The organism is Dyella terrae (assembly GCF_004322705.1).
In the GTDB taxonomy this organism is placed as follows: domain Bacteria; phylum Pseudomonadota; class Gammaproteobacteria; order Xanthomonadales; family Rhodanobacteraceae; genus Dyella_D; species Dyella_D terrae.
On sequence record NZ_SIZZ01000001.1, the window covers coordinates 496,509 to 522,535 of the forward strand.

A 26,027-nucleotide genomic window follows, 5' to 3' on the forward strand; every position below is an offset into this window, starting at 1 on the left:
CATCCCGCGTATCATCCGCTCCACTGTATTAACGCATTAGTACATTATGAAGCGCCGATCACTCGATCCCGAGACCTCTTCCGAATCCGTCGAACTCAGTCTTTGCGAGGCGTTGCTGTCGCTTAAGAACGTCGAGGAGATGTCGGCCTTCCTGCACGACCTCTGCACGCCGGCTGAGCTCGAGGTGATGGTCGATCGCTGGCGCGTCGTGCCATTCCTGCTTGATGGCGTGTCGTATCGCGAGATCCACGAGCGGACGGCGGTGAGCATCACCACCATTGGCCGCGTCGCGCGGTATCTCAATCAGGGCAGTGGCGGGTATCTCGCTGCCGCCGCGCGTGCGTCGCGTCGTCGCGCCGCCGCCGCAAAGAAGGCTAAAGCATGAAGCCGCGTGATCGACTCCGAATTGCCATGCAGAAGTCCGGCCGGCTCACCGAGCCCGCGCTCGAGCTCCTCAATCGATGTGGCCTGACGTTCCGGCAAAGTCGCGACAAGCTGTTCTGCTTCGGTGAAGGCGAGCCCGTCGACCTGCTGCTCGTGCGCGATGACGACATTCCCGGGCTGATCGCCCAGGGCGTATGCGATTTGGGCATCGTGGGTCGCAATGTCCTGAGCGAATTCCAGCTGACGGCCGGGACCGAGGCCGCGCCGCTGGCCGAATGGCGCAAGCTCGGCTTCGGACGCTGCCGCCTGTCGCTCGCGGTTCCGCAGGACTTGAACTACGAGCTTCCCGGGCAGCTCGAGGGCATGCGCATTGCCACCTCGTATCCCGGCCTGCTGGGCGACTGGCTGGCGCGGCAGGGCGTCAAGGCGGGCGTGGTGACCCTCGCCGGCTCCGTGGAAATCGCGCCGCGCCTGGGGACGGCGGATCTGATCTGCGATCTTGTGCAGAGCGGAGGCACGCTCGTCGCCAATCAGTTGCGCGAAGCCGATGTACTACTTGAAAGCGAGGCCGTGCTGGCCGGCCCGGCCGTGCTGCCGACGGACGAACGCGGCGACATGATCGACCTTTTGCTAAAGCGTCTCGATGGGGTCATCCAGGTCCGCGAATCGCGCCTGCTGTTGCTGCAGACATCGCGGCATGCGCTCGACGCGGTGACGCGCCTGTTGCCCGGCGGTCCGCAGCCGACCCTGCTGCCGGTGGCGGGCCAGCCCGATCAGCTGATGCTGCAGGCATTGTGTGCCGGCGAGGTGAGCTGGCGTCAGCTCGAAGAGATCAAGAAGGCCGGTGCGCGCGAAATGTTCGTGCTGCCGGTGGAGAAGATGCTGGCATGAAACGGTTTGACTGGAATGCCCTTGGCAACGAGGCGCGCAAGCAGGTGCTCGAGCGCCCTGCGCAGTCGCGGGCCGAGACGCTGCGGTTGGCCGTGGAGGACATCGTCTCGGCGGTACGTGCACATGGCGACAGCGCCTTGCGGGATCTGACGGCCCGCTACGATCGCTGCGACCTCGATGCCCTGGAAGTGACAGCTGACGAATTCGCGGCGGCCGAGAGCGCCCTCGCACCCGAACTGAAAGCGGCCATCATCGAGGCCGCCTCGCGCATCGAAGCTTTCCATCGCGCGGCGGCGCCCCAGGCCATCGCCGTGGACACCGCGCCGGGCGTACGTGTCGAGCGCGTGCTTCGAGCGATCACGACGGTGGGTCTGTACGTACCGGCCGGCACTGCGCCGCTGCCCTCAACCGCGCTGATGCTTGGCGTACCGGCGCGCCTGGCGGGTTGTCGTCAGGTCGTGCTGTGTTCGCCCGTGCGTCCGGACGGCCGCTGCGATGAAGCCGTGCTGTTTGCCGCGCGAGTTACGGGCGTGCACAAGGTATTCAAGCTCGGCGGTGCGCAGGCCATTGCGGCCATGGCTTATGGCACGGAAAGCGTGCCGCGCTGCGACAAGTTGTTTGGGCCGGGCAACGCGTGGGTGACTGAGGCGAAGCTGCAGGTGTCGGTCGATCCCCGGGGCGCCGCGATCGACATGCCGGCGGGGCCGTCGGAAGTGCTGGTTATCGCCGATGCCGATGCCGATCCGGTCTTCGTTGCGGCAGATCTGCTCTCGCAGGCCGAGCACGGCCCCGATTCGCAGGTCATCCTGGTCAGCCCGTCGGCGGACCTTCTCGAACGCGTTGAGCACGAAGTGGAGCGCCAGCGCGTGACGCTTCCGCGTGCGGACGTGGCGCTTCAGGCGCTTGGAGAAAGCCGCCTCATCCTGGTCGAATCGCTTGCGCAGGCCATCGACGTCAGTAATGGCTATGCGCCCGAGCACCTGATCATCCAGGTGCGCGAGCCCCGTGCGCTGCTGCCGGAAATCGACAGTGCCGGCTCCGTCTTTCTCGGCGCCTGGACGCCGGAATCCGTGGGCGACTATTGCAGCGGAAGCAACCACGTCCTTCCGACCTACGGTTATGCGCGCAGCTACAGCGGCGCATCGGTCGCCAGTTTCCAGAAACAGATCACCGTGCAGGAACTGAGCGCGGAGGGCCTTCGCACCATTGGTCCGTGCACCGCCACGCTGGCGGCCGCCGAGCAACTCGAAGCACACCGTCGCGCCGTCACGCTGCGACTGGCAACCCTGGAGCAGAAAGCATGAGTGTGCTCGATCTGGCACGCCCCGATATCCGCGCCTTGCAGCCGTATTCATCGGCGCGCATGGAGGCCAGCGGTGGCGAGATCTTCCTCAATGCCAACGAGTCGGCCTGGTCACCGGAAGGTGCCGAGGGCAATGGCTGCAATCGCTATCCGGAGCCGCAACCGCGCGCGCTGATCGAGCGCCTGGCAGCATTGTATGGCGTGCCAGCCGGCCAGTTGCTCGTGGGGCGAGGCAGCGACGAGATCATCGATCTTCTCGTGCGGGCCTTCTGCCGGGCAGGCCAGGACGCGGTCCTGATTCAGCCGCCGACGTTTGGCATGTACGCCGTATGCGCGCGCATCCAGGGGGCGGCGGTTCTCGAAGTACCGCTGGAGCAAGACTTCTCGGTCGATGCCGACAAGCTGCTGGATGCGGTGACGCCGGCTGTAAAGCTGGTGTTCGTCTGCGCGCCCAACAATCCGACGGGGCAAGTCGTCCCACTCGCGACCATCCAATCTCTCGCGCAGCGGCTGGAAGGTCGCGCACTGCTGGTGGTGGATGAGGCCTACCTCGAATTTTCTGCGAACGACAGCGCCATTAGGCTGCTCGAAACCCACGAGCACCTGGTCGTGCTGCGCACGCTGTCCAAGGCATGGGCCCTGGCGGGAGCGCGCATCGGAGCCCTGGTCGCGAAAGAGCCCGTCATCGAGCTTCTTCGTCGCGTCATCGCCCCCTATCCGTTGCCGCAGCCATGCGTACGCGTGGCGCTCGAAGCCATGTCGCCCGCGGGCGAAACGGCGGCGCGCGACCATATCGCCTTCGTGCGCAAGGAGCGCGATCGCCTGGCGAACGTCATGCGTCAGATGCCCGGCGTGCGCGGCGTGCTGCCGTCATCGACCAATTTCCTGACGGTACGTCTCGATGATGCGGGTGCTGTCTATCAGCGCTTGTTATCCGTCGGCATCGTGGTGCGCGATGTGCGTCGCTATCCGGGCCTCTCCGATGCGCTGCGCATCACTATCGGCACCGCTGAAGAGAACGCGCGCGTCATATCCCTCATGCAAGGGGTGTCGGCATGAGCCGCAAAATCCTCTTCATCGATCGCGACGGGTGCCTGATCGAGGAGCCGGCTGACGAGCAGATCGACAGTTTCGAAAAGCTGGCGCTGCTTCCTGGTGTCATCGCTGCGCTGCAACGCTGCGTCGCTGCGGGTTACGAACTGGTGATGGTGACGAATCAGGATGGCCTGGGCACGGACCGGTTTCCGGAGCACCAGTTCACCGGTCCGCATGACTTGCTGATGCGCATCCTGTCGTCGCAAGGCATCCGCTTTCGCGAGGTTCTGGTCGATCGCAGCTTTCCGCATGAAGGACTCGATACCCGCAAGCCGGGTGTCGGCATGATGCGTCACTATCTGGCCGACGATGGCTGGAGCCGCGCGGCCTCGGCGATGGTCGGGGATCGCGAAACCGACCTGCTCTTTGCCGCCAACATGGGCGTGCGTGGATTCCGTGTTGGTCCGCAGGGCATCGCCTGGGATGAACTGGCGCACCAGTTGCTGGACGCGCCGCGCACAGCCAGCGTGCTGCGCCAGACCAAGGAGACCCGCATCGCCGTCACCGTTGATCTGGATCGCGTGGCTGAGCCCAAGGTGTCGACCGGCTTGGGTTTTTTCGATCACATGATCGAGCAGATCGGCAAGCACGGCGGCTTTGCCCTCAACCTGCGTTGCGATGGCGATACGCACATCGACGAGCACCACACGATCGAAGACTGCGCGCTCGCGTTGGGGCAGGCGCTGCGCGAAGCCCTGGGCGACAAGCGCGGCATCGGTCGCTATGGCTTCACCCTGCCGATGGATGAGTCGCAGGCCGCTGCGGCGCTGGATCTGTCCGGTCGGCCGTACTTCGTGTTCGAAGGCCACTTCCCGCGTGAGCGCGTCGGTGACGTGCCCACGGAGCTGGTGCCACATTTCTTCCGTTCGCTGTGCGAGACCCTCGGCGCCAACCTGCACCTGAGCGTAAGTGGCGACAACGCACACCACATGGTCGAGGCCTGCTTCAAGGTCGTCGCGCGCACGTTGCGGCAAGCCATGCGTCGCGAAGGCAGCGACCTGCCCAGTACCAAGGGAGCACTCTGATGCGCGTGGTGCTCGTCGATGCGGGTGGCACCAATATCGGATCGGTCCGGTATGCGCTGCAGCGCCTCGGCGTCGAGGCCAGCCTCACGGCGGATGCCGATACGATTCGCGGGGCCGACAAGGTCATCCTGCCGGGCGTCGGCGCGGCGGGCCCCGGCATGGCGCGCCTGCGCGAGCTGGGTCTGGTCGATCTGATGCGATCGTTGGCGCAGCCCGTGCTCGGTGTTTGCCTGGGTATGCAGTTGCTGTGCAAGCATTCGGAAGAGGGTGATACCGAGTGCCTGGGGCTGATTCCCGCCAGCGTGGGCCTGATCCCCGATGAGCCCGGATTGCGCGTACCGCATATGGGCTGGAATCAGCTCGCGCTGGAACAATCGCATCCCTTGCTGCGCGATGTGCGCGATGGCGATTGGGCGTACTTCGTCCATAGCTACGCGGTTCCGCTGGGTGCATTCACCCTGGCAAGCGCGCAGCACGGCGTGTCGTTCTCCGCCATGGTGTCGGCCCGCAACTTCCACGGCATGCAGTTCCATCCCGAGCGATCGGGCGACGTCGGCAGCCGGCTACTCAGGAACTTCATCGAGCTATGAGCTTTGCCATCATTCCTGCGATCGATCTGCGCAACGGGCAAGTGGTTCGCCTTAAGCAGGGCGACTACACGCAGCAGACGACCTATGACCACCATCCTGCGACCCTGGCGCAGCGCTATGCCGGCGCCGGCGCGCAGTGGTTGCATCTGGTGGATCTGGACGGCGCGCGTGACGGCGCTTTCGCCAACCTGCAGGTCATGGAGGCCATCGCCCATGCCGGCTTGATGGTGCAGGCCGGGGGTGGGGTGCGCTCGGAGGACGATCTGCGCCGCCTGTTCGATGCGGGTGTCAGCCGCGTGGTGCTGGGCAGCGTCGCCATTCGCGAGCCGGACGCGGTGCTGGACTGGCTGGAGACGTATGGCGCCGACCGGCTGACCGTCGCGCTCGATACACGCCGCATCGATGGCCGCTGGGCACTGCCGAGCGCCGGCTGGACGGCCATGGAGGCGCGCAGCCTGGACGAGCTGGCACCCTGGTACGCCGATCGCGGAGCGCGGCACTTGCTGTGCACGGATATCGACCGCGACGGCATGCTCGCCGGCTTCAACCTGGACCTCTATCGTCACCTTGCGTCCATCGCGCCGTCGCTTAAATTGCAGGCGTCTGGCGGTGTGCGCTCGCTGGATGACATTCGCGCAGCGCGTGAAGCCGGTGCGCGCGGTGTGATCCTTGGTCGGGCCCTGCTCGAGGGACGCTTTACCGTCGAGGAGGCACTGGCATGCTGAGCCGTCGCATCATTCCCTGCCTGGACGTGCGTGACGGCAAAGTGGTGAAGGGAGTCCGCTTTCGCGACCATGTCGTGATGGGCGAGATCGTCGAGCTGGCGCTTCGCTACCGCGACGAAGGCGCGGACGAACTGGTGTTTTACGACATCACGGCGAGTCCGGAAGGCCGCAGCGTCGATCGCGGCTGGGTCGAGCGTGTGGCGCGCGCGATCGATATTCCGTTCTGCGTGGCAGGCGGCATTCGCAGCGTGGATGATGCACGCGAAGTGCTGCATGCCGGTGCCGACAAGGTTTCCATCAATTCACCGGCGCTCGAACGCCCCGCGCTGATCGGCGAAATTGCCAACGCTTTCGGCGTGCAATGTGTCGTGGTGGGTATCGACAGCCTGCAGGATGGCGATGGCGAATGGCGCGTGCGCCAGTACACCGGCGATCCTTCCCGGACGCAGGCGCTGGCTCGCCGCACGCTCGACTGGATGCGCGAAGTGCAGCAGCGCGGCGCCGGTGAGATCGTGCTCAACTGCATGGGCAGCGATGGGGTGCGCGAAGGCTACGACCTCGAACAGTTGCGGGCGGCCAGGGATGCGTGCTCAGTGCCGCTGATCGCTTCGGGCGGCGCAGGTGACGAGACCCATTTTCGCGATGCCTTCCTGGATGCGGACGTCGACGGCGCATTGGCCGCGAGCGTATTCCACAGCGGGGCGATCGCCATCCCGGCTCTTAAACGTTATCTCGATGGCGAGGGCATTCGCGTTCGCCTGAATCCTGGGCAGGCGTCGGCATGAATACGATCAACACTGACCTGACGCGCATTGACTGGAACAAGGGCGATGGGCTCGTGCCGGTCATCGTGCAGCACTGGCAGAGCGGTGAAGTGCTGATGCTTGGCTATATGAACGCCGATGCGCTGGCGAAAACGCTGGCTAGTGGGCACGTCACTTTTTTTAGCCGCAGCAAGCAGCGCTTATGGATGAAGGGCGAAAGCTCCGGCCATGTGCTTACGCTCAAGTCCGTACGCGTGGACTGTGACGCCGATACCTTGCTGGTGCAGGCCGATCCCGTCGGGCCGACCTGTCATCTGCTGACCTCAAGCTGCTTCGGCGACCGTGACGCAGTGCGGCCGCCATTGGGATTTCTGGCCGAACTGGACGCCCTCGTGGAGCGACGATTCGCAGAGCGACCCGAGGGCAGTTACACCACGCGCCTGTTCGAAGGTGGCATACGGCGCATGGCGCAGAAAGTTGGCGAGGAAGGCGTTGAAGTGGCGCTCGCGGCAGTGGCCCAGGATGACGACGCCCTGCTGGGTGAGTCGGCCGACCTGATCTATCACCTGTCCGTGGCCTTGCGCGCGCGCGGGCTTGGACTAGACGACGTCGCGCGCGTACTCGAGGCGCGTCACGTCGTCAGGTCGTCGCAGGAGACCTGAGTGGCGTTACGGTGAGTGTCGGGCGGCAGCTGACCTGCCCGGCGCGCGCCAGCGTGCCAGTTGGTCGGCGATGCCGGCGCCCACGTTGATCTGCGGCTCGGACGGGACGACGCTGTCGCGCTTTTCCCATTGCGAAATCTCTTGCCTGGCCCGGTTGAAGGCTTGCACGAAATCCGGCGTTTCCTTCAGGGCGTCGATCAGCCAGGCGCGACCGAAGTAAGTGAAATCGGAGTCGGCACCGCATCCGAACGAGCTTCGATCGGTCCGCGCTGCCGTCATCACCAGCGTCCCGGGCCCGCGCAGTGGCGGCACGAAACCGCCCGAATAGCAGGCGTTGACCACGATGACTTTCCACTTGAAATCGCGCTTGGCCAGCAGCGTGGCAAGGTCGTCGGCGCCAATCTGATCGAGTGGCAACGGATCCATGTCGACCAGCAGGGTATGGTCTTCGTCGCCATGGCTGGTGACATAGAGCATCAGGATGTCCTGATCGGGCTGCATGGCCGCGCGAACGCCGTCGAGCGCCAGCTCCAGGTTGCTCCAGGTGGCCAGTGGGTACTTTTGCAGGGTGGACGGGTTGTTCACCATGATCAAGGTGTGGGTATTGGCACCGAACTGCTCGCCAAACAACTTGCCGGCGAACTCGGCTTCGTTGCGGAACACGTCTTCGCCACCGTCACCCGCAAAGGCGATCAGGTAGAGATTGGGTTTGCCGGCTGCGCGATGCCCCAGCTTCTCCAACGCCTCGCGCACCATGCGTGGCTGCGCGTAAATGACCTGCTCGGGCGAGGGCGCGTTTCCGGGCCAGTTGTCCGCCAGGTCGTCGACTTCCGGAGCAGTCGTAGACGGGGCGGGGGCGCTGTCGGCGGTGGCCGGCGCCGCCTCGGCGATGGCGTGTGGCTGCGCGGCGCGATGGGTCATCCACGATGGCCCGTGGCCCGGCAACATCAGCATGACCGCCACGCCGGCGGCAAAGGCGAGCAGCACGAGCAGGGCGTTGCGCATGAGCAGGCTCTTAGGGCGCGATGGCGTTGAAGTCAGTGTACGTCGGGTGGCGCGGTTCGGTCGGCAGGGCGAGCGGCGGACGAATCAGCCAGGCGGTCTGGTACCCCGCCGCACGCGCCGCGTCCAGTTCCTCGACGATGTCGGAAAGGAAAAGGAGGTGCGCAGGCTGTTCGCCGACGGCCTCGGCCATCCTGGTATAGCTGGCCTGGTCGCGCTTGGGTCCCGTTTCGGTGTCGAAGTAGCCGGCGAACAGCGGCGTCAGGTCGCCGGCTTCGCTGTATTTGAAGAACAGCTTCTGCGCCGGCACGGAACCCGACGAATACACGTACAGGTGCAGGCCTTCGCCGCGCCATGCCTGCAGGCGTGCGGCGACCTCCGGATAGACATGGGCGCGATAATCGCCGGCCTCATAGCCTTCCTGCCAGATCATGCCCTGGAGGGCTTTGAGGGCCGTGGACTTGCGGTCTTCGTCGATCCAGCGTTGAAGCAGGTCGATGATGTCCTGGCGACTGGCTTCAACCAGACCTTCTTCCTTCGCCGCCTCGTGCAGCCAGTGCTGGATCTCGGGTTTGTCGATGTGCGTTTCGATGAAGGCCGGCAGGCGCTTGCGGGCGTACGGAAACAGGACATCCTTGACGAAACTGATCGAGCTGGTGGTGCCTTCGATGTCGGTGACGATGGCGCGAATGGTGGTCATGGAAACCTTGTCCCTGAAATCCTGAAAAGCGCCGTGGCGCTGGCAGCCTGCGCCGGTGGGGCAGGCGAGCGATGGAAGACGTTGTAAGCCTGGCGCCGTGCAGCGGACGTTGTCGTCGCTGCCCGGCCGTCAGCTGGCGCGCGCGGAATCGTGCGGAATCATCCGCGGAAACTGCTCAGCGATGGTTTCGCCCGTGAAATTGGCAACCCAGCCGTCCTTGTTGGTGAACAGGCGAATGGCCACGAAGTAGGGCGATTCGCTCATGTCAAACCAGTGGCGCGTGCCGTCCGGGACGCCGATCAGGTCACCTTGCTCGCACAGTACGTCGTAGACCTTTCCGTCGATGTGCAGCGTGAACTGGCCCGCGCCGGCGACGAAGAAGCGCACTTCGTCTTCGCTGTGCGTGTGCTCGCTGAGGAACTTCTGGCGCAGGGTGGCGCGGTCCGGGTGATCGGGCTTGAGGCTGATCACGTCGACCGACTGGTAACCCTCCTGGCTCATCAGGCGATCAATGTCGCTTCGATAGGCGGCGATCACTTCATCCTGGCTGGCCCCGGGGGCGATCGGCTGAGAGGCTTCCCACTGCTCGAAGCGGACGCCGACCTTGCCCAGCTCAGCAGAGATCCGGTCGTGGTCGTCGAGTACCGCCAAGGGGGATTGCGGCTGGGTTTCGTCAAAGATGCGCAGGCGGCTCATGCGGACAACCTCTTGAGATCGAGTTCGCAGCCCAGCAGGAACTCCAGGGCTTCCAGGTGGCGGCGCGTTTCGGCCATATCCCGGCCCCAGGTGTAGATGCCGTGGCCATTGATCAGATAGGCATACAGCGGCTTGCCGGCGTCGATCCAGGCGTCGACCTGGGCGACCAGTTCTGGCATGTGCTGGGTATTGGGGAAGACGGGGATCAGCAGTTCGGCGTCATGCGTGGTCTGGCCGGCGATGGCCTTTTGCAGCTCCCAGCCTTCAAGGCGGATCACGCCGTCCTTTGCGAAGAGGCGCGAGGCGACGCTCTGCGTGCGCGAGTGCGTGTGCAGGACGACATTCATCTCGGGCCAGCGGCGATAAATCTGGGTGTGTAGCTCCGTTTCCGCGCTGGGGCGCGCGCTGGTGCCGACGGCCTTGCCCTGCATGTCGATCAGCATGATGTCGTCGCGGCCGAGCTTGCCCTTGTCGCGACCTGAGATGGTGATCGCGGCATGGTCGGCGTCGACGCGCATGGAAAAGTTGCTGCTCGTGGCTGGCGTCCAGCCGGACAGGGCCAGCTCGCGCGCGGCATCGGCCACGGCGTCGGCGCGCTCGGCAAACAGGGCGGGCGAGATGCTGTCGGGAAGGGTCTGGCTCATGCGTTATGGACGTCCAAACGGTGGATAAGCATAGCATGGAGGCCTTGCGGCCCCGTGATATCGGCAAGTCATTCCGGTGTCGCGATCGCCGTCGAACGAGAGGTCAAAAACACGAAATGCGAGCCATTCTCGCATTTCAGGAACTATTTCGCGTGAGGGCGTACCATCGCCCCGATTCGCCGCAAGGTGTGGCGATTTTTACCAGGACGGAGGTTTTACCAATGTCGCACGACAAAGATCTCGAATCTCGCCGCCGCTTTCTCAAGGCCGCCGCGGGTACCGCTGCCGCAGCTGTGGTGATCGGTGGCTTGCCGCGCTTCGCGCGCGCCGCTGACCTGCCTCATGTGGCTGAGAGCGATCCCACCGCCAAGGCATTGGGTTACGTCGAAGACGCAAGCAAGAGCAAGGACGCGAAGCGCAAGCCGGGCGACGACTGCGCCAATTGCCAGTTCTATACCGGCGGCCCGTCGGGCTATGGTCCGTGCCAGCTGTTCCCGGGCAAATCCGTCAACGCGAAGGGCTGGTGCGTATCGCACCAACCGAAGAAAGCCTGATTCAGCGTCCCATGCTGCTTGCAGAAGGCCGGCCATGTGCCGGCCTTTTTGTTGGCGGGACTTTCGTTCGTTGTTGTTCGCGGCTGCGTGCATGGCCATGCGCACGCACAACCCATCGCCTGAGCGATGCTGTCGTTGCGAGAAAGCGTGATTCATCGGTGGTCGAATGACTCACCGGAGAGAAGGTGCTGCCCAGACGCGTCAGGCCGAGGAGCTGACCCGCCTGACGCGCCGGGCGGCAATCCGGGGCCCACTGCCAAGTGATCTACCCACGGACTACCGATCATACTCCCGGATCGGCGGAATGGGCGCCCGGGCACAAAATTTTTCTCGAAAAAGTCTCGTTAAATATAGATATTTCAACGAGTTGCAGCATCATTTGTGATTGCGGGTCAACAATTCAGCCATTAGCCTACGTTCGCCGTCATTAGTGATATTTCACAGATTTTGAGCGCCGTTGGCTGGCGATCGGCTTCATTTGAAGCCGATCGCCGAAATTCCTACTTATCCGCGCTGTCTCAGGCGGCTATGACGCAGGCCGTAGCCGAAATAAATCATCAGGCCGATGACGGTCCAGATGATCATCAGGGTCCAGTTGAACCAGGCCATGGTGCTGAGCAGGGCCAGGCAGCTGAAGATGCCGGCAGGGCAGACGAACCACGCGGCCGGTACGCGGAACATGCGCGGCAGGTCTGGCGAGGTGTAGCGAAGGATCAGCACGCCCGCGCAGACGGCCACGAAGGCGATCAGCGTACCCATCGACGTCAGGTCGGCGAGCAGGTCGAGCGGGAATACCGCGGCAAGAATGGCGATGCCGGCACCGGTGATCAGGGTATTGATGTGCGGCGTGCGGTACTTGGGATGGATGCGGTTGAAGACCGGCGGCATCAGGCCATCGCGCGACATCACCATGAAGATGCGCGGCTGGGCGATGATCATCACCAGGATTACCGAGGACAGGCCGATCATCGCGCCGATCTCGACGATCAGTCGCAGCCAGCCCAGCTCAGGATGATTGCGAATCGCCGTCACGACCGGCTCGCTGGTGCCCAGTTGGGTGTAGGAGATCAGGCCGGTAAGCACCGCGGCCATCGCCAGATAAAGGATGGTGCATATCACCAGCGACACGAGGGTGCCGAAGGGCAGATCCTTCTGGGGATTCTTGCACTCCTGCGCGGCCGTGGATGTCGCTTCGAAGCCAATGTAGGCGAAGAACACCATCGCAGCGCCACGCATGATGCCTGACCATCCGTATTTGCCCGGTCCCTGTTCTTCGGGAATGAAGGGGTGCCAGTTGGCCGGGTCGATGTAGCGATAGCCGGCAACGACGACGATGACGATCAGGCCGACCTTGAGCATCACCATCAGCACGTTAAGGCCCGACGACTCGCGAATGCCCACGTAGCAAAGCCACGTCAGGGCGAGCACGATGGCGACGGCAGGCAGGTTCATGATGTGCCCGGTCGTTACCAGGGTGCCGTCGCGGAAAGCGAGCGGTGCTTCCGTAAGCGCAATCGGCAGATGGATGCCGACATGGTCCAGCAGGCTGGTGAAGTAGCCCGTCCAGCTGGCTGCCACGGCCGACGCGGAAATGCCGTACTCCAGCACCATGTTCCAGCCGATGAACCAGGCCACCATCTCGCCCAGCGTCGCATAGGCATATGAGTACGAGCTGCCCGAGATCGGGATGAGCGTGGCGAATTCGGCGTAGCACAACGCGGTGAAGCCGCTGCAGATCGCCGCAAGGATGAAGGAAATCAGCACGGCCGGACCGGCGTGCTCGGCGGCCGCCTGGCCGGTGACGACGAAGATACCGGTGCCGATGACGGCGCCGATACCCAGTGCGGTGACACCCCAGGGGCCGAGCGTACGGCGGAGCGTGGGGCCGCCGTGACTGTCGTCGGCGTCGGAGAAATCAGTCTTGCGGGCGAGAAGCTGCTTGAGCATGCGTGAACCTGGCAATGCGCGAAAAAGGATCCGGCGGCCGGCCGGCAAAAGCAGAGGGCCGGCGTGGAGCCGGCCCTCGGTACGCCATTATGCGGCGGGTTTGCGTAGCTTGCTGTGCGAGTAGCCGTAGCCGAAGTAGATGATCTGGCCGATGGCGATCCAGGCCAGCATCCAGCGCCAATGTTCGACGAAGGACTGCAGGAACAGGGCGAGGCAGGCGAGGGCGCCCAGCGGGCAGACCAGCCACGGCACCGGCACGCGGAACGCGCGCGGCAGGTCGGGGCGGCTGTAGCGCAGGACAAGCACGCCGACGCACACCGTGGCGAAGGCCAGCAGCGTACCCATGGCGACCATTTCGCCCAGGACGCCGATGTTGAACATGCCACCCAGTGCCGCGGCCAGCACGCCGACGACGACGGTGCCCACGTGCGGGGTGCGGAACTTCTTGTGGATGCGGCCGAAATAGGCCGGGATCAGACCGTCACGCGCCATCGAATAGAAGATGCGCGGCTGGCCCATCAGCATCACCAGGATCACCGAGCTCAGGCCGGTCACCGCACCGATCACCACCACCACCTGCAACCAGTGCAGCGACGGGTAGTTGTCCAGCGCGGTAGCCACCGGCTCCGGCGTGCCCAGCAGGCGGAAGTCGGCAATGCCGGTAAGGATGCCGGCCACGATGATGTAGAGGATCGTGCAGAGCACCAGCGAGCCGAGGATGCCGATCGGCATGTCGCGCTGCGGATTCTTCGCTTCGGCCGCTGCGGTGGAGACCGCATCGAAGCCGATGTACGAGAAGAACACGATCGCGGCCGCACGTCCCACGCCGCTCCAGCCGTACTTCGACGGGCCTTCGCTGGCGGGGATGAAGGGATGCCAGTTGTCCGGGTTCACGTACTTCGCGGCGAAGGCGATGAACAGGAGAATGACCGTGACCTTGATCGCCACGATGATCGAGTTCACGAACGCCGACTGCGTGATGCCCACATAGCACAGGCCAGTGATGGCGGCGATGATCGCCACCGCAGGCAGGTTGATGAACATGCCAGTGGCCTGCACATGGCCTTCGACCACGGTGAACGGCGCTGCGGAAAGCACCTGCGGCAAGGTCACGTCACGGCCAACCCATTCGCTGATGATGGAGAGAAGCTTGTTGAAGTATCCGGACCAGCCGGCCGCCACCGTGGCGACGGTAAACAGGTACTCCAGTACGAGGCTCCAGCCGACGAACCAGGCGACATATTCGCCCAGCGTGGCGTAGGAGTAAGAGTAGGCGCTGCCCGACACCGGGAGCATGGCCGCGAATTCGGCGTAGCACAGTGCGGCAAGGGCGCAGGCAATGCCGGCGAAGATGAAGCTCAGCGTGATGGCAGGGCCGGCATGTTGGGCGGCGGCCTGGCCGGTAATCACAAAGATACCGGCACCGATAATGGCGCCGATGCCAAGCATGACCAGGTGGCGGGCGGTGAGCGCGCGCTTGAGCGTCACTTCGCCGTGGGCGCCGCCGTCGGGGAGCTCGTTCGCTCCTCCCGACGACACCGTGGTCGTCGCAAACAAGTTCTTCAGCATGTAGTTCCCCCCTCCGGGAATGGCAGCTTATTAGTTATATGAATGTTTCCGGCGCCCCACGAGGCTGCGCCAAGCACGGAAGTCCTGAACCTTAGCGGAGCAAATTGGGTGGGACAAGTCGCACCGCAGCTATGATGGGCGGTATCGACGCTACCCCTGTCACAAGTCATGCAAGACACTTTTGAATCCTTGATGGGTCATTTTCGGCGGTACGCAGCTCGTCATCCGGAGGAGGCCGGGGTCGCGGACCAGTTCATGGCGTTCCTGGCGTCGGCACCTTCCGTGTTCGAGCGCAGCCACCGGGTCGGTCACTTCACGGCGTCGGCCTGGCTGGTCAGTGGGGATGGCGAGCGATTGCTGCTCACCCATCACCGCAAGCTCAACCGCTGGCTGCAGCTTGGCGGTCACGCCGATGGCAGCCCAGACCTTGCCGAAGTCGCGTTGCGAGAGGCCGAGGAAGAATCCGGGCTGACGGATCTCTGCGTCGAAGACGAGCTTTTCGACATTGATCGCCACTGGATCCCCGAGCGTGGAAGCGAGCCGGGTCACTGGCACTACGACGTGCGATACGTGGTGCGCGCGACGGGCACGGAGGCTTTTGTGGTGAGCGAAGAGTCCCTGGCGCTCGAATGGCGCCCGATCCCGGTGCTGATTGACGAGCCAGGTACGGACGAGTCGCTCAGGCGCATGGCCGACAAATGGCTGGCGCGAGCCATCGCCTGATAAGGGCACGGAAACGGTGGCGTTCAACATTACAACACCATGTTGAATGCGAGTTGCGGTGCCGCGAATGCAGCGCTGTTGCGGCCGGCGACACTGAACTGGACGCCGCCGATGAAGCCGAACCGGCTGTTGAGGTGGTACTCCACCGCTGGTGCGAGCGTGTAGAGCGAGCCGGCGTGTGTGCGTCGATCGATGGGTGTCGACGTGTTGGGCATGGTGCCCCAGACGCGTCCTCCGGCGCGATGCTCGTAGGTCGCTTCCATCACGGCGACCCATCGTTCACTGATGCTGTATTCGAGCGCGGCGGACGCGCCGATCTGGCGCCCGATATCCGCGAAACCGCGAAAACCGACTTCCGTGCCATGCACGCTTGCGCCATCGACCAGGACGCGCGATGCCGCTTGCCCGTACTGGAGGCGGGCGCGCCAACGCAGCGGGCGTCCGTTGTTGAGCCAGATCACCTGCTGCGCCAGCACCGCGAGCGTGTTGAGATTCGCCCCCTGGCTGGTGCCGTTGAGCAGATTGCTGCCAAGTCGGTCGTGCCGGCCCGTCGGGAAGCGGTGGGCATAGTTGACGGCGATGGCGGGTCGCTGTCCGTCGTCGGCTGACTTCTGGACCAGATACTGGAAATTGAGACTGGTATCGGCACTGCGCAGACCGTCGGACGAGTCGCGGCCGGCGTGGGCGCGTACCGCGCCAAGGGTGAGTTGGGCCTGCAGCCGGTCGGTCAGGCCTGCCGTCATGGGCAGGAGCCATTGCCACTGTTCGGCGGCATGCGCGCTACGGTGACGTTTGCCCTGATGGTCGTAGTACGCCCGACTTTCCTGATAGACGAGGTACGGTTCCACATTGAACATGCCAGCCGGCAGATTTGACGGATTCGGTGTGACCAGCGGACCGGTGAAGTTTGCGGTGGCCCGCATTGGGGTGGCGTGTGCCGTGAATGCAGCCGTCAGCCATGCGGCAGCGAACAACGTCCTTCTCACTGAAACTCCTTGGCCTGCCCGTGTCGTTGCCACGCGCGCAGCGCATCGCAAGTGTCCGACTCGGGTATGGGCGAAACAGGTGGGCGCGAAGCGCGCGTCAGGCGTGAATTACGCTGACGGTTTCGATCCTGTCAGGGGAGTTTGATGAGCCGGTTAGCAATCGATGAGTAGTTCATGAAGAGAACCCTGTCGCTGCTTCGACATGGCTTCATCATCCGCAGCGATGGCGTTCAGTCTTGCAGATAGCGCGCCGGGGCAGGGTGAATCTCGCCGCACTGCGCGCAGGTGCGCGCTTCGATCGAGCGATAGAAACGATCGAACACCGGCGGAAAATCCTGCTCGATGCTCTGTAGCGGGAAATAGGTTTCGAAAAGCTTGTGGTTGCAACGTTCGCAGAACCACATCAGGCCATCCTGCTCATGCGACAGCCGGCGACGTTCGATCACCAGGCCGATCGACTCGGGCATGCGTTGCGGCGAGTGCGGCACGCGGGCGGGCAGGTAGAACATCTCGCCCGCCCGGATGGGGATGTCGCGCTGCACGCCGTCGTCCTGAACCTTCAGCACCATCTCGCCTTCGAGCTGGTAGAAGAACTCCGGGCCTTCGTCGTAATGGTAATCGGTGCGTGCGTTCGGCCCGCCGACGATCATCACGATGAAGTCGCCGTCGACGATGCACTTGTTGCCGACCGGCGGCTTGAGCAGGTGCCGGTGTTCGTCGATCCAGGCTTGGAGGTCGAGCGGGGGCAGCAAGGACATGAGCGGGCGCAGGCGTGGCGAGGGTCGCCTTACGGTAGCGCTGCGGGGTGAGGGAGTGAAGAGGGGCGAGGCATGCGCCCGGCCCCTCTTGCCTGCGTCAGACTTCCAGCGTAGCCAGGTCGCCCTTTTCTTCGAGCCAGGACTTGCGGTCGCCGGAGCGCTTCTTGGCCAGCAGCATGTCCATGAGCTTCGTGGTGCCTTCGCCATCGTCGACGGTCAGCTGCACCAGGCGGCGGGTATCGGGATGGATAGTGGATTCGCGCAACTGACCCGGATTCATTTCGCCCAGACCCTTGAAGCGGGTCACGCTGACCTGGCCCTTCATCTTTTCGCGCTCGATGCGCTGGAGCATCGCGGTCTTTTCGTTTTCATCCAGGCAATAGAAGACCTGCTTGCCTACGTCGACGCGGAACAGCGGCGGCATGGCGACGAACACGTGGCCCTCGCGGACCAGTGCGGGGAAGTGGCGCAAGAACAGGGCGCTCAGCAAGGTGGCGATATGCAGGCCATCCGAATCGGCGTCGGCGAGGATGACCACCTTGCCGTAGCGCAAGCTGGAGAGATCGTCCTTGCCCGGGTCGCAGCCGATGGCTACGGCGAGGTTATGGACTTCCTCCGATGCGAGCACCGAGGTCGACTCCACTTCCCAGGTGTTGAGGATCTTGCCGCGCAGCGGAAGGATTGCCTGGAATTCCTTGTCACGCGCCTGCTTGGCGCTGCCGCCGGCCGAGTCACCCTCCACCAGGAACAGCTCGGTGCGGCTCAGGTCGGTGGCCGTGCAGTCGGCGAGCTTGCCGGGCAGGGCGGGACCTTGCGTAATCTTTTTGCGGACCACCTGCTTGGACGCTTTCAAGCGTGCGCTCGCACGCTCGATCGCCAGCTGTGCAATACGCTCGCCCAGTTCGACGTTCTGGTTGAGCCACAAGCTGAAAGCGTCGTGCACGACGTTTTCGACCAGGGCGGCGGCGTTGCGCGACGACAGGCGCTCCTTGGTCTGGCCGGCGAATTGCGGGTCCTGGAGCTTCGCCGACAGCACGAAGGCGAGGCGCTCCCACACGTCTTCCGGGGCGAGCTTCACGCCGCGCGGCAACAGGTTGCGGATGTCGCAGAACTCGCGGATGGCATTGGTCAGGCCGCTGCGCAGGCCGTTGACGTGCGTTCCGCCCTGCGCGGTGGGGATCAGGTTGACGTAGCTTTCCTGGACCAGCTCGCCCTCGGGCAGCCAGGCGAGCGCAACGTCCAGCCCTTCGGTGTCGCGGGCCACATGGTGCACATAGAGATCCTGCGGCAGCGCTTCGGCGCCTTCAAGTTCGCCGCGCAGGTAATCGCGCAGGCCATCTTCGTAATGCCACTCGGAGACTTCGCCGGTCGCTTCGTCGGTAAGCTTCACGTTGAGGCCAGCGCAGAGCACGGCCTTGGCGCGCAGGAGGTGCTTGAGCTTCGATAGCAGGATTTTCGGCGAATCGAAGTACTTCGCTTCCGGCCAGAAGCGCACCGTGGTGCCGGTCTTTTTCTTCGGCACGCTGCCGATGATTTCCAGCTCGCTGACGCGATCGCCGTGCTCGAATGCCATGCGGTATTCGTTGCCATCGCGGCGGATGGTCACTTCCACGCGGCTCGACAGCGCGTTCACCACCGACACGCCCACGCCGTGCAGGCCGCCGGAGAAGTTGTAGTTCTTGCCCGAGAACTTGCCGCCCGCATGCAGGCGCGTGAGGATCAGCTCGACGCCCGGAATCCCTTCTTCCGGATGGATATCCACCGGCATGCCGCGGCCATCGTCGGAGACCTCCACCGAGCCGTCGCTGTGCACCACCACATCAATGGCGCTGGCATGGCCGGCGAGCGCTTCGTCCACCGAGTTGTCGATGACTTCCTGCGCCAGATGGTTCGGGCGCGAGGTGTCGGTGTACATGCCCGGGCGGCGTTTGACGGGGTCAAGACCCGAGAGGACTTCAATGTCGGCGGCGTTGTAACGACTGCTCATTGGGGGCTTCGTTGGAAATTAGTCGGGGGAGGATGGGGTGACGTGCAGGTGGGGTCAAGGGTTAACGGGAAACAGTAAACGGTAAGAGCCATGGAAGGGTGAGGTGGCTTCGCGGACTGGCACTTTCTTTTACCGTTTACTGTTAACCGTTCTTCTAAATCGGCGCGCAATGCCGTTCCAGCCAGGCCGCGTCGGCATCTTCGAGCAGAGGGGCGAGCGCCGCCCGCACCATGGCGTGATAGTCATCCAGCCAGGCACGTTCCTCGGGGTTGAGCAGGCTCGGTTCGAGGGTACGACGGTCGAAAGGACACAGGGTCAGCGTCTCAAAGGCCTGGAATTCGCCAAATTCGGTCTTGTCGGCGTCGACGATGACGGCGAGATTTTCGTGGCGGATGCCGTGGCGGCCGGGTTTGTAAAGCCCCGGCTCGATCGAGGTGATCATCCCGGGGTCGAGGGTGACGAGCGTGCCGCCGGAAATGGGCGGCCGGATGCTGTGCGGCCCTTCGTGCACATTGAGGAAGAAGCCGACGCCGTGACCGGTGCCATGGCCGTAGTCCATGCCGCTGGCCCACAGCGGAGCGCGGGCGAGGGCGTCCAGTTGGGGGCCGCTGGCGTTGCGAGGGAACCGGGCGCGCGACAGGGCGATCAGGCCCTTCATGACGAGCGTCGAGTCGCGTCGCTGCTCAGCCGTCGTCTCACCGAGGGCAAGGACGCGGGTGACATCCGTGGTGCCCCCCAGGTACTGGCCGCCGGAGTCGACCAGCAGCAGGCCCTGTGCCTTGAGTGCGCTGTGATGTTCCGGCGTGGCGCGATAGTGGGGCAGCGCGCCGTTAGCCTGGTAGCCGGCGATGGTGGAAAAACTCTCGCCGACGAAATCCGGCTGGGCAGAGCGTTCCTCGTGCAGCAGCGCGTCAACATCCAGTTCCGTCTGCGGCATGCCGGCGGTAACCCGTTCCTCGAGACGGCGGAATGCACGCACCAGCGCCGCACCGTCCCGGCGCATGACCTCGCGAATGTGATCCAGCTCGACCGGGCCCTTGCGGGCCTTCATCAGCGTGGACGGGTTGGCGCCTTCGATCCAGGTGACGGGGGTCGGCACGCTGTCGCCGATGGCGCTGACGATGCGCATGCTGTCCACCAGCAGGCGGTCGTCGGGCGTCAGTTCGCCCAGCGCGTCAGTAATGGTTGAGTAGTCGGCCAGATGCACGCCGTCGGCGGCCAGGGCGGCAACCGTAGCGTCGGTCAGCTTGGATCGACCGACGAACAGCGTGCCCGACCCGTCGAGGCGGATGAGCAGGTGGGCGAGAAAGACCGGATTGCACTCGACGTCGCTGCCGCGCAGGTTCGTGATCCACGCGATGTCGTCGAGGCTTGAGATCAGGTGATGGGTGGCGCCGGCCTTGCGCATGGCGTTGCGAATCCGGCCAAGCTTGTCGGCGCGGGTTTCCGCGGCGTAGCGCAGGGCGTGTTCGACGATCGGCTGTGTGGGCAGGTCCGGGCGATCGGTCCACACCATTGCCGGGAGGTCCAGGTCCGTCCGCAGGCGGGCCCCGGTTGCGTCGAAGCGACGGGCGATGGTGCGCCGGGTGGACACCGCCAGGCTGTCGCCAGCCACGGCCAGCACGGCGTCCTCTCCGAGGTGATCTTCAAGCCATGCCAGGTGCTCCGGCGCATGCGGAGTGCGCTGGCGCATCAGTTCCACGCCCGTCCCGGCCAGTTCCTGCTCCGCCTGGGCGAAGTACCGCGAGTCGGTCCACACGCCCGCGTGGTCGGCGGTCACCACTAATGTGCCGGCCGAGCCGGTGAAACCCGACAGCCATGCCCGGGCCTGCCAATGCGCGGGCAAGTACTCCGAAAGGTGGGGGTCGGCACTGGGAACGAGGCAGGCGGCCACGTGGTGCTGGCGCATGGCCTGGCGCAGGGCGGCAATTCGGGAGGGGATGGGGGTGCTCATTCGTTCATGTTAGTCCATCCCGGATGGGCCTCGCCGCGCCATTTCGAAGGGGTCAGATGAATCTGTCGAAGGAATTTCTCCCGGACGGCTCGCGGCAAAGACCAACTGCCGCTAAAATGCCGATTTCCAGCACGGCTGCATCCCATGACCCCCCTGATTTTCGTCACCGGCGGTGTGGTGTCCTCTCTCGGAAAGGGCATCGCCGCGGCGTCGCTGGCTTCCATTCTGGAAGCGCGTGGCCTCTCGGTCACCATGATGAAGCTCGACCCGTACATCAACGTGGACCCGGGCACGATGAGTCCTTTCCAGCACGGCGAGGTCTACGTGACCGACGACGGCGCGGAGACCGACCTGGACCTGGGCCACTACGAGCGCTTCGTCCACACCCGCCTGACCGGCAAGAACTCCATCACCACCGGCAAGATCTACGAATCGGTCATCCGCAAGGAGCGCCGTGGTGACTACCTCGGTGCGACCGTGCAGGTCATCCCGCACATCACCGACGAGATCAAGCACTGCATCCACGAGGCCACCCGTGGCTTTGACGTGGCGCTGGTCGAAATCGGCGGCACGGTGGGCGACATCGAATCGCTGCCGTTCCTGGAGGCCATCCGCCAGCTGCGCATAGAGCATGGCCCGGAGAAGTGCCTGTTCATGCACCTCACCCTGGTGCCGTACATCAAGGCTGCCGGCGAGATCAAAACCAAACCGACGCAGCATTCGGTCAAGGAGCTGCGCTCGATCGGTATTCAGCCGGACATCCTGCTGTGCCGTTGCGAGCAGCCGCTGCCCGATGGCGAGCGTCGCAAGATCGCCCTGTTCACCAACGTGCCCGAGAACGCCGTCATCAGCGCGGCCGACGTGGACATCATCTACAAGCAGCCCCTGTGGCTGCACAAGCAGGGCCTCGATGACATCGTGGTCAAGCGCATGGGTCTCGACGCCGGCCCGGCCGACCTGTCGGCCTGGCAGCGCACGGTCGATGCCGTGGAAAACCCGAAGGACGAGGTCAACGTCGCCATCGTCGGCAAGTACGTCGAACACAAGGACGCGTACAAGTCCCTGGGCGAGGCGCTGCGTCATGGCGGCATCAAGCAGCTGACCCGCGTCAACCTCAAGTGGATCGACTCCGAGCAGGTGGAAGCCGAAGGCGCCGCCAAGGTGCTGGGCGGCGTCGACGCCGTGCTGGTGCCGGGTGGCTTCGGCAAGCGCGGCTTCGAAGGCAAGGTCATGGCGGCCAAGTACGCCCGTGAGCATGGCGTGCCGTATTTCGGCATCTGCTATGGCATGCACGCTGCCGTCGTCGATTTCGCCCGCCACGTTGCGGGGCTGACCGACGCCGATTCCAGCGAGAATGATCGCAATACCGCCAATCCCGTGATCGCGCTCATCACCGAGTGGACCACGGCGACGGGTGAAACCGAGCAGCGCACCGAGCGCTCGGACCTGGGCGGCACCATGCGCCTGGGCGCGCAGGAATGCCGTCTCAAGGCCGGCACGCTGGCGCGCGACATGTACGGTCAGGACGTGGTGCGCGAGCGCCATCGCCATCGTTACGAGTTCAACAACCGCTATCGCCAGTCCTTCGAGGACCTCGGCATGGTGATCTCGGGCAAGTCGATGGACGACCTGCTGGTCGAAATCGTCGAGTACTCGCAGCAGAAGCATCCGTGGTTCCTGGCCTGCCAGGCGCATCCGGAATTCACCTCGACCCCGCGTGACGGCCATCCGCTGTTCATTGGCTTCGTGCGCGCCGCGCGCGAGTTCAAGACGGTGCGCGAGGGCGAGCGCCTGGCCAAGGAGTCGGTGGCATGAAGCTTTGTGGATTCGACGTCGGCCTGGACCAGCCGCTGTTCCTGATCGCCGGCCCTTGCGTGGTGGAGTCGGAGCAGCTGCAGATCGACACGGCCGGCACGCTCAAGGAAATCACCGGCCGGCTCGGTATCAACTTCATCTTCAAATCGAGCTTCGACAAGGCCAACCGTTCCTCGGGCAACAGCTTCCGCGGCCCGGGCATGGAAGAAGGTCTGCGCATCCTCGGTGAAGTGAAGCGCCAGCTCGGCGTGCCGGTACTGACCGACGTGCACGAATACACCCCGTTCGCCGAAGTGGCGTCGGTGGTGGACGTGCTGCAGACGCCGGCTTTCCTGTGCCGCCAGACCGATTTCATCCAGGCTGTCGCTCGCGCGGGCAAGCCGGTGAACATCAAGAAGGGCCAGTTCCTGGCGCCGTGGGACATGAAGCACGTGGTCGCCAAGGCCAAGGACGTCGGCAACGACGACATCCTGGTCTGCGAACGTGGTGCGAGTTTTGGCTACAACAACCTGGTCTCCGACATGCGCTCGCTGAGCGTCATGCGCGAAACCGGGTGCCCGGTGGTGTTCGACGCCACCCACTCGGTGCAGTTGCCGGGTGGCCAGGGCGCGAGCTCGGGCGGCCAGCGCGAATTCGTGCCGGTGCTGGCGCGCGCGGCGATTGCCGTGGGCGTCGCCGGTCTCTTCGCCGAAACCCATCCGAATCCGGAAAAGGCCTTGAGCGATGGCCCGAATGCGTGGCCGTTGGGCAAGATGGAAGCCCTGCTGGAGACGCTGATGGAGCTGGACGCCGTCACCAAGCGTCACGCCTTCCTCGAAGCTACCGTGTAATGCCGGGGCGCCGGTGCCGGCGCTCCCGTTTGTCGTCTTTCGTTTCGACCTCTTTACGACAGGATCTGCATGAGCACTGACATCACCCGCATCCACGCCCGTGAAATCCTCGACTCGCGTGGCAATCCCACGCTTGAAGCCGAGGTCACGCTGTCCAATGGCGGCTTCGGTCGTGCGGCCGTGCCCAGTGGCGCGTCCACCGGTACCCGCGAAGCCGTGGAGCTGCGCGACGGTGACAAGTCCCGATACCTGGGCAAGGGCGTGACCAAGGCGGTCGGCAACGTCAATGGCGAAATCGCCAACGCGCTGAAGGGCTTCGATGCGGCTGACCAGAAGGGTCTGGATGCGAAGCTGATCGCCCTCGACGGCACCCCGAACAAGGGGCGCCTGGGTGCGAACGCTCTGCTCGGTGTTTCCATGGCCGCTGCCCACGCCGTGGCCGCTTCGCGCGGTGAGCCGCTGTGGAAGTACTTGTCGCACGGCAAGCCGGGCACGCTGCCGGTGCCGATGATGAACATCATCAACGGCGGTGCGCATGCCGACAACAACGTCGACGTGCAGGAATTCATGGTGCTGCCGGTCGGCATGCCGAGCTTCGCCGAGGCGCTGCGCGCCGGCACCGAAATCTTCCACGCGCTCAAGAGCGTGCTGAAGGGCAAGGGCCTGAACACGGCGGTGGGTGACGAAGGTGGCTTTGCCCCGAACCTGCGTTCCAACGTCGAAGCACTCGACACGATCCTCGAAGCCGTCAACACGACCGGCTACAAGATCGGCAGCGACATCCTGCTCGGCCTCGACGTGGCCAGCTCGGAGTTCTTCAAGGACGGCAAGTACGACCTGGAAGGCGAAGGCAAGATCTACACGCCGGCCCAGTTCGTCGATCTGCTGGCCGACTGGAGCCGCCAGTACCCGATCGTCACCATCGAAGACGGCATGGCCGAAGGCGACTGGGACGGCTGGAAGCTGCTGACCGACGCCATCGGCAAGAAGGTGCAGTTGGTGGGCGACGACCTGTTTGTCACCAATCCGGCGATCTTCCGCGAGGGCATCGAGAAGCACATCGCCAACGCGATCCTGATCAAGGTGAACCAGATCGGCACGCTGTCGGAAACGCTGGAAGCCATCGCCATGGCCGACGCCGCCAAGTACGCGGCCATCGTGTCGCACCGTTCGGGCGAAACCGAAGACACCACCATTTCGGACATTGCCGTCGCAACCACGGCCACGCAGATCAAGACCGGCTCGCTGTGCCGCACCGATCGCGTTGCCAAGTACAACCAGCTGTTGCGCATCGAGGAGCAGCTTGGCTCGGCCGCGCGCTACGCCGGTCGCCATGCCTTCCCGAACCTGAGCAGCCTTCCGGGCTAAGCGGGAGACGGACGAGCCATGCTGCGCTGGATTGCTCTGGTGTTGTTGCTCGTGCTGATCGGTCTGCAGGTGAAACTGTGGACCGGCAACGGCGGCGTGCGCGAAGTGGAATCGCTTCGCGCTTCCGTCAAGAAGCAGGCGGACGATAACGCCCGGTTGCTCCAGCGCAACCAGGCGCTTGGCGCTGACGTGGATGACCTCAAGCACGGCGAACAGGCAGTCGAAGCGCGTGCGCGTGCGGAGCTGGGCCTGGTCAAGCCGGGCGAAACCTTCTACCAGGTCGTGGAAAAGCCGGGCGCGGCCAGCAGCGTCGCGCCGCCGCCACCCTCAACCCCCAGCAACGGGCCATAAGCATGAGCGGTCTGTGGTGTGTCGTGCCGGCAGCCGGTCGTGGCGCCCGGGTAGGGGGAGACATCCCTAAGCAATACCTGCCGTTGGCGGGGCGCCCGCTGATACTGCACACCCTGGATCGGCTCGGGTCGCATCCGGGGATCGCCGGGCTGATGGTGGTGCTGGGGGCCAATGACGGGCTGTGGCCGGGCCTGACCGAACTTCACGGTAAACCCGTACATACCGTCCTGGGTGGTGCCGAGCGTTGCGATTCGGTCCTGGCGGGATTGCGTGGCTTGCCTGCCGATGTCGCCGGGCATGATTTCGTGCTGGTGCACGACGCCGCGCGCCCCTGCGTGCGCAAGGCTGATATCGCCAGGCTGATTGCCCAGGGCGCAGCCGCCGGCGGCGGCCTGCTGGGCGCGCCGTTGCGCGATACGCTCAAGCGGGCAAACGCCGATGGTCGCAGTGAAGTCACGGAACCGCGCGATCATCGCTGGCGCGCGTTCACGCCTCAGATGTTCCGCCGTGCCGAACTCGAGCGGGCGCTGCAGTCGGCGGCGACCCAGGGAGTGGTGGTCAGCGACGAGGCGATGGCGATGGAAAAATCGGGGTTTTCGCCATTTCTTGTCGAGGGGGCGGAAGACAATATCAAGGTAACGACGCCGGCCGATTTTGCGCTGGCTGAATTCCTGCTGGAAAAGACGCTTTAAGGGGAAGGGATT

General features: G+C 64.4%; 26 protein-coding genes. 16 read left to right on the forward strand and 10 right to left on the reverse strand.

Going from position 1 to position 26,027, the window contains the following annotated elements; genetic code table 11:
* Positions 1-46 precede the first annotated feature (46 nt).
* The 9 genes from EYV96_RS02330 to hisIE are packed head-to-tail and all read left to right on the forward strand — an operon-like array spanning position 47 to position 7,439.
* Positions 47-385: a YerC/YecD family TrpR-related protein gene (locus tag EYV96_RS02330; protein ID WP_131149907.1), complete on the forward strand. Its 339-nt coding sequence runs from the start codon at positions 47-49 to the stop codon at positions 383-385.
* Complete coding sequence (gene hisG / locus EYV96_RS02335; protein WP_131149908.1) at positions 382-1,275, forward strand: ATP phosphoribosyltransferase; 894 nt, start codon at positions 382-384, stop codon at positions 1,273-1,275. Before EYV96_RS02330 ends, hisG begins: the two co-directional genes overlap by 4 nt.
* The gene (gene hisD / locus EYV96_RS02340) at positions 1,272-2,579 is read left to right on the forward strand and encodes a histidinol dehydrogenase (RefSeq protein WP_131149909.1); all 1,308 of its coding nucleotides are present in this window, start codon (positions 1,272-1,274) and stop codon (positions 2,577-2,579) included. Before hisG ends, hisD begins: the two co-directional genes overlap by 4 nt.
* Positions 2,576-3,637, forward strand: coding sequence for a histidinol-phosphate transaminase (gene hisC / locus EYV96_RS02345; RefSeq protein WP_131149910.1), 1,062 nt, complete (start codon positions 2,576-2,578; stop codon positions 3,635-3,637). The genes hisD and hisC overlap by 4 nt, the downstream gene beginning before the upstream one ends.
* A complete protein-coding gene (gene hisB / locus EYV96_RS02350; RefSeq protein ID WP_131149911.1) occupies positions 3,634-4,698 on the forward strand; it encodes a bifunctional histidinol-phosphatase/imidazoleglycerol-phosphate dehydratase HisB in 1,065 nt (354 codons plus the stop codon). The genes hisC and hisB overlap by 4 nt, the downstream gene beginning before the upstream one ends.
* The gene (gene hisH, locus EYV96_RS02355) at positions 4,698-5,288 is read left to right on the forward strand and encodes an imidazole glycerol phosphate synthase subunit HisH (RefSeq protein ID WP_131149912.1); all 591 of its coding nucleotides are present in this window, start codon (positions 4,698-4,700) and stop codon (positions 5,286-5,288) included. Before hisB ends, hisH begins: the two co-directional genes overlap by 1 nt.
* Positions 5,285-6,013: a 1-(5-phosphoribosyl)-5-[(5-phosphoribosylamino)methylideneamino]imidazole-4-carboxamide isomerase gene (gene hisA, locus EYV96_RS02360; RefSeq protein WP_131149913.1), complete on the forward strand. Its 729-nt coding sequence runs from the start codon at positions 5,285-5,287 to the stop codon at positions 6,011-6,013. The genes hisH and hisA overlap by 4 nt, the downstream gene beginning before the upstream one ends.
* Positions 6,007-6,798: an imidazole glycerol phosphate synthase subunit HisF gene (gene hisF / locus EYV96_RS02365; RefSeq protein WP_131149914.1), complete on the forward strand. Its 792-nt coding sequence runs from the start codon at positions 6,007-6,009 to the stop codon at positions 6,796-6,798. Before hisA ends, hisF begins: the two co-directional genes overlap by 7 nt.
* Positions 6,795-7,439, forward strand: coding sequence for a bifunctional phosphoribosyl-AMP cyclohydrolase/phosphoribosyl-ATP diphosphatase HisIE (gene hisIE / locus EYV96_RS02370; protein WP_131149915.1), 645 nt, complete (start codon positions 6,795-6,797; stop codon positions 7,437-7,439). The genes hisF and hisIE overlap by 4 nt, the downstream gene beginning before the upstream one ends.
* A 6-nt stretch (positions 7,440-7,445) precedes the next feature.
* Here the strand turns inward: hisIE and EYV96_RS02375 are convergent, their stop codons facing one another.
* From EYV96_RS02375 to EYV96_RS02390, 4 genes are all read right to left on the reverse strand, one after another.
* Entirely contained in the window at positions 7,446-8,444 is a 999-nt protein-coding gene (locus EYV96_RS02375) for a C13 family peptidase (RefSeq protein WP_131149916.1), read from the reverse strand.
* A gap of 10 nt (positions 8,445-8,454) precedes the next feature.
* Positions 8,455-9,141, reverse strand: coding sequence for an acireductone synthase (gene mtnC, locus EYV96_RS02380; protein WP_131149917.1), 687 nt, complete (start codon positions 9,139-9,141; stop codon positions 8,455-8,457).
* A 129-nt stretch (positions 9,142-9,270) separates the two neighbouring features.
* Positions 9,271-9,837, reverse strand: a complete 567-nt coding sequence (locus tag EYV96_RS02385; RefSeq protein ID WP_131149918.1) for a 1,2-dihydroxy-3-keto-5-methylthiopentene dioxygenase — start codon at positions 9,835-9,837, stop codon at positions 9,271-9,273.
* A complete protein-coding gene (locus tag EYV96_RS02390; protein ID WP_131149919.1) occupies positions 9,834-10,481 on the reverse strand; it encodes a methylthioribulose 1-phosphate dehydratase in 648 nt (215 codons plus the stop codon). Before EYV96_RS02390 ends, EYV96_RS02385 begins: the two co-directional genes overlap by 4 nt.
* Before the next feature lie 221 nt (positions 10,482-10,702).
* On the opposite strand from EYV96_RS02390, the gene EYV96_RS02395 reads away from it, so the two are divergent.
* Entirely contained in the window at positions 10,703-11,035 is a 333-nt protein-coding gene (locus EYV96_RS02395) for a high-potential iron-sulfur protein (RefSeq protein ID WP_131149920.1), read from the forward strand.
* A 504-nt stretch (positions 11,036-11,539) separates the two neighbouring features.
* Here EYV96_RS02395 and EYV96_RS02400 read toward each other — a convergent pair.
* Positions 11,540-12,982: an amino acid permease gene (locus EYV96_RS02400; RefSeq protein ID WP_131149921.1), complete on the reverse strand. Its 1,443-nt coding sequence runs from the start codon at positions 12,980-12,982 to the stop codon at positions 11,540-11,542.
* Positions 12,983-13,069: 87 nt separating this feature from the next.
* Positions 13,070-14,551 (reverse strand): amino acid permease, encoded by a 1,482-nt coding sequence (locus EYV96_RS02405; RefSeq protein ID WP_131149922.1) that lies wholly within the window; start codon positions 14,549-14,551, stop codon positions 13,070-13,072.
* A gap of 168 nt (positions 14,552-14,719) precedes the next feature.
* On the opposite strand from EYV96_RS02405, the gene EYV96_RS02410 reads away from it, so the two are divergent.
* Entirely contained in the window at positions 14,720-15,274 is a 555-nt protein-coding gene (locus EYV96_RS02410; protein ID WP_205746070.1) for an NUDIX hydrolase, read from the forward strand.
* Between the two features lie 29 nt (positions 15,275-15,303).
* Here EYV96_RS02410 and EYV96_RS02415 read toward each other — a convergent pair whose 3' ends face one another.
* From EYV96_RS02415 to EYV96_RS02430, 4 genes are all read right to left on the reverse strand, one after another.
* Positions 15,304-16,197: a hypothetical protein gene (locus tag EYV96_RS02415; protein WP_165488564.1), complete on the reverse strand. Its 894-nt coding sequence runs from the start codon at positions 16,195-16,197 to the stop codon at positions 15,304-15,306.
* Positions 16,198-16,490: 293 nt separating this feature from the next.
* Entirely contained in the window at positions 16,491-17,018 is a 528-nt protein-coding gene (locus EYV96_RS02420) for a 3-hydroxyanthranilate 3,4-dioxygenase (protein ID WP_131149924.1), read from the reverse strand.
* A gap of 97 nt (positions 17,019-17,115) precedes the next feature.
* Positions 17,116-19,005 (reverse strand): DNA topoisomerase IV subunit B, encoded by a 1,890-nt coding sequence (gene parE, locus EYV96_RS02425; protein ID WP_131149925.1) that lies wholly within the window; start codon positions 19,003-19,005, stop codon positions 17,116-17,118.
* Positions 19,006-19,159: 154 nt separating this feature from the next.
* Entirely contained in the window at positions 19,160-20,959 is a 1,800-nt protein-coding gene (locus EYV96_RS02430) for an aminopeptidase P family protein (protein ID WP_131149926.1), read from the reverse strand.
* A gap of 144 nt (positions 20,960-21,103) precedes the next feature.
* On the opposite strand from EYV96_RS02430, the gene pyrG reads away from it, so the two are divergent.
* From pyrG to ispD, 5 genes are all read left to right on the forward strand, one after another.
* Positions 21,104-22,774 carry a CTP synthase gene (gene pyrG, locus EYV96_RS02435; protein ID WP_131149927.1) on the forward strand — a complete coding sequence of 557 codons (1,671 nt, stop codon included), beginning with the start codon at positions 21,104-21,106 and terminating at the stop codon, positions 22,772-22,774.
* Positions 22,771-23,604 carry a 3-deoxy-8-phosphooctulonate synthase gene (kdsA, locus tag EYV96_RS02440; protein WP_131149928.1) on the forward strand — a complete coding sequence of 278 codons (834 nt, stop codon included), beginning with the start codon at positions 22,771-22,773 and terminating at the stop codon, positions 23,602-23,604. Before pyrG ends, kdsA begins: the two co-directional genes overlap by 4 nt.
* Before the next feature lie 69 nt (positions 23,605-23,673).
* Entirely contained in the window at positions 23,674-24,972 is a 1,299-nt protein-coding gene (gene eno, locus EYV96_RS02445) for a phosphopyruvate hydratase (RefSeq protein WP_131149929.1), read from the forward strand.
* Positions 24,973-24,990: 18 nt separating this feature from the next.
* On the forward strand, positions 24,991-25,323 hold the full coding sequence (ftsB, locus tag EYV96_RS02450) for a cell division protein FtsB (protein ID WP_131149930.1): 333 nt from the start codon (positions 24,991-24,993) through the stop codon (positions 25,321-25,323).
* A 2-nt stretch (positions 25,324-25,325) separates the two neighbouring features.
* Positions 25,326-26,015, forward strand: coding sequence for a 2-C-methyl-D-erythritol 4-phosphate cytidylyltransferase (gene ispD / locus EYV96_RS02455; RefSeq protein ID WP_205746071.1), 690 nt, complete (start codon positions 25,326-25,328; stop codon positions 26,013-26,015).
* Positions 26,016-26,027: the final 12 nt, after the last annotated feature.